We start from the raw sequence: 7,459 nt of genomic DNA, 5'->3' as shown, positions 1-7,459 counted from the left end.
GGGCCGCTGTCGCAGCCGCTGCCGATGTCGCTGCGGCGCCACCGGCGATGGGGCGACTTCTACGCCGACGAGCGGCTGGCACCGATGACCGAACGCGCGGCGGCCCGGCTCGATGCGTCGACCCGTGCCGCGATCGACTCCGTGGCGACACGATGCCGCGCCGGCGACTTCGACGACGCGGATCCGCCCGCCCGGCTGCACGGCGATCTGTGGGGCGGCAACGTGATGTGGACGCCGGACGGGGTGGTGCTCATCGACCCGGCCGCACACGGCGGTCACCGGGAGAACGACCTGGCCATGCTCGCGCTGTTCGGCTGCCCGCACTACGACGACATTGTCGAGGGCTACCAGCGAGTGCACCCGCTGCGACCGGGTTGGCGCGCGCGGATCGGGCTGCATCAGCTTTTTGCGCTGCTCGCCCATGTGGTGTTGTTCGGTGGCGGCCACGCGCAGCGGACCGGTGTCTGCGCGCGGGCGGCTTTAGCGCTCTAGCCGTGCGGGCTAGGCTGCGTGGGTGAACGGCGCGCAGGCTCTGATCAATACCCTGGTCCACGGCGGTGTCGACGTGTGCTTCGCCAACCCCGGCACGTCTGAGATGCACTTCGTCGCGGCCTTGGACACCGTTCCCCAGATGCGCGGCGTGCTGACCCTCTTCGAGGGCATCGCCACCGGAGCGGCCGACGGTTATGCACGCATCGCCGGCCGGCCCGCCGCGGTGCTGCTGCATCTGGGGCCCGGCCTGGGCAACGGGCTGGCCAACCTGCACAACGCCCGACGCGCCCGCGTCCCGATGGTGGTCGTCGTCGGCGACCACGCGACCTATCACAAGAAGTACGACGCCCCACTGGAATCCGACATCGACGCCCTCGCCGGCAGTGTCTCGGGCTGGGTGCACCGGACGAGCGACACCGCCGACGTCGCAGCCGACACGGCCGAGGCAATCGCAGAAACTGCTGCCAATAACCAGATTTCGACGCTGATCCTGCCCGCCGACACGTCGTGGACGGACGGCGCCCAGATCGGCGAGACATCGCCGCGCCAGCCGAAGCAGCCTGACGTCGACGCGGACGCCGTCGAAACCGCCGCCGCAGTCCTGCGATCCGACGAGCCCACTGTGCTCCTGATCGGGGGCGATGCCACCCGCGGCGCAGGACTGACGGCGGCTGCCCGGATTGCCGAGGCCACCGGAACCCGTTGGTATTGCGAGACATTTCCGACCCGGCTGGAGCGCGGGGCCGGGATCCCGGCGGTCGAACGGATCCCGTATTTCGCCGAGGCCGTGGTGGCCCAACTCGAGGGCACCAAGCATCTGATCCTGGCCGGGGCGGCGTCGCCGGTGTCGTTCTTCGCCTACCCCGGCAAGCCGAGTGATCTGGTGCCGGAGGGTTGCAGCGTTCATGTACTCGCCGGAGCCACCGGTTCCGCAGCAGCTTTGGCGGCGCTGGCTGATGACATCGCGCCCGGCACCACAGCTGGCGTCGCAGCACTGTCCCGCCCCCCACTGCCGACCGGCGCACTGACCGCCGTCTCGGTCGCCGATGTGGTCGGTGCACTGATGCCGGCGAACGCGATCGTCGTTGACGAGTCCAACACCTCCAGTGTGCCGCTGACGGCAGCGACCGCCGGCGCGCCCGCACACGACTGGTTGACCCTGACCGGCGGGGCGATCGGCTACGGAATCCCGGCCGCCGTCGGGGCCGCTGTCGCCGCACCCGACCGGCCGGTGTTGTGTCTGGAATCCGACGGATCTGCGATGTACACGATCTCAGGTCTGTGGACCCAGGCGCGGGAAAACCTCGATGTCACCACCGTCATCTACAACAACGGTGCCTATGACATCCTTCGGCTCGAACTGCAGCGGGTCGGGGCGGGCGCGACGCCAGGCCCCAAAGCGCTCGATCTTCTTGATATATCGCGCCCGACAATGGATTTCGTCAAGATCGCCGAAGGTATGGGCGTGCCGGCTCGGCGGGCCACCACCGCCGAGGAATTCGCCGACGCACTGCGCGCGGCGTTCGCCGAACCCGGTCCACACCTGGTCGAGGCCGTCGTACCGTCATTGCTGGCTTAGCGCTTCATCGACGACCCAGCTGGCCAGCATATTGACGACGTCGACCCCGGCCTCGTACTCGCCTTCGTGAACCTCGGCAGCAATAGCGACGCCCACCGAGCCGGATGCTGTCGGGATGATCCCGAACTGGCGGACCAGGTAGTCCTCGGCCAGGCCAGGGCCCCAACCACCTTTCGCGGCAAAGCCTTTGGCGGCCAGGCCCCAGCGGTGGTCGGTCGCCAGCCCGCGCATTAGATCGACGACGGCCGACGCTTCGGCAACCTGCGCAAGTCCGGCCGCGAACCGGGCTTGGTCGGCCAGTGACCATTTCGTCTGCCCGAAGGCGGTATACCCTTCGCGGAGTCGTCGTGATTCCACCACGGTGGCCGGGTCGCCGGCCTCGCGGATCACGTCTTGTACCTGCTGCGCCGCACTGGCGGGATCACCCAGCCGTGACCAGAGTTCTTCGGCAGCAGCGTTGTCCGACTGGGTAATCGTCTGGGCCACAAGCTCGTGACTACCCACCCCGGCCCGTGACGCCGCGATCACCAGCGGCACCTTGCTGGTCGACCAGGCGACGCCGGACGACCACGTGCCAAGACAAACAGGACTGGACCCGACCGAGGCAATCGCGATGCCGACCTCCGCGGAAAGCCGACTCGACAACGCGTGAAAGCTGTTCACCGCCGGATGGGCCACACCGGGTCTGCGCAGTCCAGACCCTCGGCCGACAGTTGCCGCTTGAGCACCTTGTAGGTCGCCGTTCGCGGCAGGTTCGTGCCGACCCGGACGTAGGACGGCCACTGCTTGGGCCCGAGATCGGTCTGCTCAGCAAGGAATGCGCGGAATTTGTCGGTGTCGAATTCGGCGCCGGAGGCCAGCACCAGAGCGGCCATCACCTGGTCGCCGACGGCCGGATCCGGCACCGCATACACCGCTACCTCGGTCACGTCCGGATGCCGTGCCAGCACCCGCTCGATGGGGGCGGTGCCGAGGTTTTCGCCGTCGACCCGCAGCCAATCGCCGAGTCGGCCGGAAAAGTACGCGTAACCGGCATCGTCGCGATAGGCAAGGTCGCCGCTGTGGTAAATGCCGCCGGCCATCCGCTGCGCGTTGGCCTCCGGATCGTTGTAGTAACCCTCGAAACGTCCTGCGCCGGTGACGTTTACCAGCTCGCCGACCACACCGACCGGGCAGGGCTCGCCGGTGTCCACGTCGATGATCTCGACCCCGTCGGGTATCGGCCCCAGAGCGCCGTCCGGAGTGTCCGGTGTGCGACCGATGGCGATCCCGCCCTCTGTCGACCCGAACCCGTCGATGACCCGGCAGCCGAACCTGGCAGCGAAACGGTCGATGTCGGCGGGTGCGCCCTCGTTGCCGTACACCGACCGCAATGGATTGTCGGCGTCGTCCGGGCGCTCGGGTGTGGCGAGCACATACGACAGCGGCTTTCCCACGTAGTTCGCATAGGTCGCGCCGTAGTGGCGGATGTCGGGCAGAAAGCCCGACGCAGAGAACTTGCGCCGCAACACCATTGAGCCACGGCAGGCGAGCGCCACCGCCCACCCGACCAGAACCGCGTTGGAATGAAACAACGGCATCGATGCGTAGCAGACGTCGCTCGGGCCGAGTCCGAAGCGATCGGTCATTGTCACGCCGGCGATCGCGACCTTGCCGTGGCTACACATGACAGCCTTGGGATTACCGCTGGTGCCTGAGGTGTAGATCAGCATGAACAGGTCATCGGGCGCCGCGGCCTGAAATCGTATTTCGGCATCACGATGTGCCGCGACCTCGTCAGCCCATGAAGCGGAGTCGACGTTGATGTGGTCGATATCGCCCAGCGTGCCAGCCGAATTCGTGTCGGCCAGGATCAGTTGGCAGTCGGCATGGTCGATGTCTCGATGCAGCGCCGCGCCCCGGCGCACCGGGTTGAGTCCCACCGGGACAATTCCCGTCATCCCCGCCGCAACCAAGACCGAGGAGAAGAACGGTGTGTTCTCCAACAGCACCCCGACGTGCGGCGGCCGCCTCGGATCAAGTCGCGCACGCAGTGTCGCCGCGACCGCGGCGCCGTGCCGGAGATGGTCGCGCCAGCTGACGAACGAATCCTCGAAGTGGACGCCCCGATCATCGACGTCAACCAGCGGTGCCAGCAGATCGGCGACGGTAGGAAGGGCGTCCACAGCTAGGCGGGGGTATCCGCCAGCTCGCGACCGATCTTCAGCAGTTGACCGGTGGCGCCGCCCAGCGCGAACTCGGTTTGCTTCGCGGCCAGGAAGTAGCGATGCACCGGGTGGTCGGTGTCGATGCCGACGCCGCCGTGGATGTGAACGATGCTGTGTGCCACCCGATGCCCGGCATCGGCCGCCCAGAATGCGGCGGTCGCGACCTCGGTGTCGGCGGGCAGATCCTCGCTGAGTCGCCACGCCGCCTGGGTAAGTGTCAGCCGCAGGCCCTTGACGTCGATATAGCCGTCCGCCAGCCGCTGCCCGACCGCCTGGAAGCTGCCGATCGGGCGGTCGAACTGCTCACGGGTTTGGGCGTATTCAGCGGTCAACTGCAGTCCACGTTCCAGCACGCCAAGCTGGAACGCGCTGTGGCCCAGTATGTCCAACGTCTTGATCCAGTTGACCACCTCGTCGCCGCCGACGACGCGTCCACTGCCGACCTCAACTCCGTCGAGCCGGAGATGGCCGATGCTGCCCAGGCCGGTGGTGTCCAGCGCAGTCACGGTGACGCCCGGGTCGCTGGCGGCGACCAGGAAAACGGAAGTGCCGGAATCGGTTTCGGCCGGGACGAGAAAGCCGTCGGCGACCGGTCCGTATGCGATCTGAGTGCGGGTTCCGGTCAGCCGGTAGCCGTCGCCGGCTGATGTGGCCTGCACTGGTCCGTCACCCATTTCGCCGTCGAGGGCAACAGCGAGGATCTTTTTGCCACTCACCGCGGGGACACCCCACTCCTGTTGGAGTTCGCCTACGCCGAATCGGGCCAGTGCTCCGGCGGCCAGCACTACCGAGTCGAGGTAGGGCACAGCGGCCAGCTGGTGGCCGAGGCCGACCAGTACCGCGACTTCCTCGAGAACGCCAAACCCGCCTCCACCCAACGATTCTGGTGCGGCGGTGGAGAGGATGTCGGCGTCGATGAGCTTGCTCCACAGCTCTTGGTCGAACCGTTGGTCGAGGCCGTCAAGCTTGCGCTGATGTTCAGGCGTGCACACCGCGTCGACGATCGTGGTGACCAGACCACCGAGGTCCTGGGCGGCTTCGGTTGTTGAGAAGTCCATGGGTTCTCCAGAATTCGTTAGCGGTTGGCTCGGGGAAGGCCGAGCGCCACCATGCCGATGATGTCGCGCTGCACCTCGTTGGTGCCGCCGCCGAAGGTCAGGATCAAGCAGGCGCGGTGCATCCGCTCGACCCGGCCGCGTAGCAATGCGCCGGGCGAATCCTGCCGCACGGTCGCCGCGGTGCCCAAGACCTCCATCAGCAGCCGGTAGGCCTCGGTGGCCAGCTCGGTGCCGAATACCTTGGCCGCCGAAGCGTCGGCCGGTGACGGCGACGCCGACTCCGACGAGGCCAGCTCCCAGTTGATCAGCTTGAGCACCTCGACCTTGGCGTGCACCCGGGCCAGGTTCAGCTGCACCCATTCCGAATCGATGAGCCGGGCGCCGGTGGCATCCTTGGTGTTCTGCGCCCATTCCCGAACCTGGTTGAGCGCCATGATGATCGGCATCGGCGACACCAGCGCGACGCGCTCGTGGTTCAGCTGGTTGGTCACCAGCTTCCAGCCGCCGTTCTCCTCGCCCACCCGGTTGGCCACCGGAACGCGAACATCCTGGTAGTAGGTGGCACTGGTGTCCACCCCGGACATGGTGTGCACCGGCGTCCAAGAGAAACCCTCGGCGCTGGTTGGCACGATCAGCATCGAGATGCCGCGGTGCTTCTTGGCTTCGGTGTTGGTGCGGACCGCCAGCCAGACGTAGTCGGCGTAGGCGATCAGGCTGGTCCACATCTTCTGGCCGTTGACCACATAGTCGTCACCGTCGCGCACCGCGGTGCTCCGCAGGTTCGCCAGGTCGGTGCCGGCGCCGGGCTCGGAGTAGCCGATGGAGAAGTGCAGTTCGCCCGCAGCAATGCGCGGCAGGTAGAACTTCTTCTGCTCCTCGGTGCCGAACGACATGATCGTCGGCGCGACGCTGTTGATGGTCAGGAACGGCACCGGTGCGCCGGCGATCGCGGCCTCGTCGGTGAAGATCAGCGAGTCCATCGGGGAGCGGTCCTGTCCGCCGTACTCCTTGGGCCAGTTCAGGGTGAGCCACCCGTCCTTGCCCATCTGTGCGACCGTCTCGCGGTAGACGTTGCCTTCGCCGACCTCTCCCGATGTCGAGCTCAGCGCCTCACGGCGCTCCGGGGTGATCAGCTTGGTGAAGTACGACCGCAGCTCGCGACGCAGCTCCTCCTGCTCCGGGGTGTAACTGATGCGCATTCCGGCCGCCCTCCAGTCTTGGGTGAGTTGTGCGGCAGCCTGCATCAACGGCTACCCATTCGCTTCCCTGGTTGTAACACGTTCTAGTCTGAGGGTCCAGCGACCGTTCGCTCGGACGCAACCGGGACGGGTCGTATGGTGGGCATACCGAATTGAAAGCCACGTTCTAGGAGGGCGTCGTGCGGGTGATAGTCGACCACGACCGGTGTGAAGGCAACGCAGTGTGCTTGGGAATCGCGCCGGATATCTTCGACCTCGATGACGAGGATTATGCGGTGGTGAAGACCGATCCGGTCCCCGCCGATCAGGAGGCGGCGGCCGAGCAGGCGATCCACGAATGCCCGCGAGCGGCCCTGGTACGCGAAGACTAGAGGTATTCATAAATTGAGTAGCAGCACGAATTCGGCCGATCTGTCCGGAAAGGTCGCGGTGGTGACCGGTGCGGCCGCGGGCCTGGGCCGCGCCGAGGCGATCGGCTTAGCCCGCGCGGGCGCAACCATTGTCGTTAATGACATCGCCGCCGCGCTCGACGCCTCCGACGTCATCGACGAGATCACCGCCGCCGGCTCCAAAGCCGTCGCGGTCAGTGGCGACATCAGCCAACGTGACACAGCCGACGAATTGATCAGCATCGCCGACGGCCTGGGTGGCCTCAGCATCGTGGTCAACAACGCCGGAATCACGCGCGACCGGATGTTGTTCAACATGTCCGACGAAGATTGGGACGCGGTGATCGCGGTACACCTGCGTGGCCATTTCCTGCTGACCCGCAACGCCGCCACATATTGGCGGTCGAAGGCGAAAGAGGCCGGCGGATCGGTTTACGGCCGCATCGTCAACACCTCGTCGGAAGCCGGGCTGGTGGGCCCGGTCGGGCAGGCGAACTACGGAGCGGCGAAGGCGGGCATCATCTCGCTCACCTTG

General features: G+C 66.8%; 8 protein-coding genes. 4 read left to right on the top strand and 4 right to left on the bottom strand.

Going from position 1 to position 7,459, the window contains the following annotated elements:
• A partial coding sequence (locus tag VN856_RS23625; RefSeq protein WP_325693701.1) for a fructosamine kinase family protein occupies window positions 1-492 on the top strand: 492 nt, incomplete at its 5' end.
• Between the two features lie 22 nt (window positions 493-514).
• Window positions 515-2,071, top strand: a complete 1,557-nt coding sequence (locus VN856_RS23620; protein ID WP_325693699.1) for an acetolactate synthase large subunit — start codon at window positions 515-517, stop codon at window positions 2,069-2,071.
• Here VN856_RS23620 and VN856_RS23615 read toward each other — a convergent pair.
• The 4 genes from VN856_RS23615 to VN856_RS23600 are packed head-to-tail and all read right to left on the bottom strand — an operon-like array spanning window position 2,057 to window position 6,535.
• A complete protein-coding gene (locus tag VN856_RS23615) occupies window positions 2,057-2,734 on the bottom strand; it encodes a serine hydrolase (protein WP_325693698.1) in 678 nt (225 codons plus the stop codon). The genes VN856_RS23620 and VN856_RS23615 overlap by 15 nt on opposite strands.
• Window positions 2,731-4,236 (bottom strand): long-chain-fatty-acid--CoA ligase FadD17, encoded by a 1,506-nt coding sequence (gene fadD17 / locus VN856_RS23610; protein WP_325693696.1) that lies wholly within the window; start codon window positions 4,234-4,236, stop codon window positions 2,731-2,733. Before fadD17 ends, VN856_RS23615 begins: the two co-directional genes overlap by 4 nt.
• A gap of 2 nt (window positions 4,237-4,238) precedes the next feature.
• The gene (locus VN856_RS23605) at window positions 4,239-5,336 is read right to left on the bottom strand and encodes an acyl-CoA dehydrogenase family protein (RefSeq protein ID WP_325693693.1); all 1,098 of its coding nucleotides are present in this window, start codon (window positions 5,334-5,336) and stop codon (window positions 4,239-4,241) included.
• 17 nt (window positions 5,337-5,353) lie between these two features.
• A complete protein-coding gene (locus VN856_RS23600; RefSeq protein ID WP_325693691.1) occupies window positions 5,354-6,535 on the bottom strand; it encodes an acyl-CoA dehydrogenase family protein in 1,182 nt (393 codons plus the stop codon).
• 179 nt (window positions 6,536-6,714) lie between these two features.
• Here VN856_RS23600 and VN856_RS23595 point away from each other — a divergent pair, with 179 nt between their 5' ends.
• Window positions 6,715-6,906 carry a ferredoxin gene (locus tag VN856_RS23595; protein WP_325693690.1) on the top strand — a complete coding sequence of 64 codons (192 nt, stop codon included), beginning with the start codon at window positions 6,715-6,717 and terminating at the stop codon, window positions 6,904-6,906.
• A 13-nt stretch (window positions 6,907-6,919) separates the two neighbouring features.
• Window positions 6,920-7,459, top strand: a 540-nt coding sequence (locus tag VN856_RS23590) for an SDR family NAD(P)-dependent oxidoreductase (protein WP_325693687.1), incomplete at its 3' end; no start/stop codon positions are given.

Origin of the sequence: Mycobacterium sp. (genome assembly GCF_035603715.1) — a bacterium.
Classification (GTDB): Bacteria; Actinomycetota; Actinomycetes; order Mycobacteriales; family Mycobacteriaceae; genus Mycobacterium.
The sequence above is the reverse complement of the archived record's forward strand: the minus strand, read 5'-3'. Positions and strand labels throughout refer to the sequence as shown.

Excerpts from the sequence above, each read along its gene's own strand:
- VN856_RS23600 (WP_325693691.1), bottom strand. The coding sequence starts at position 6,535 with ATGCGCATCAGTTACACCCCGGAGCAGGAGGAGCTGCGTCGCGAGCTG.
- VN856_RS23605 (WP_325693693.1), bottom strand. The coding sequence starts at position 5,336 with ATGGACTTCTCAACAACCGAAGCCGCCCAGGACCTCGGTGGTCTGGTC.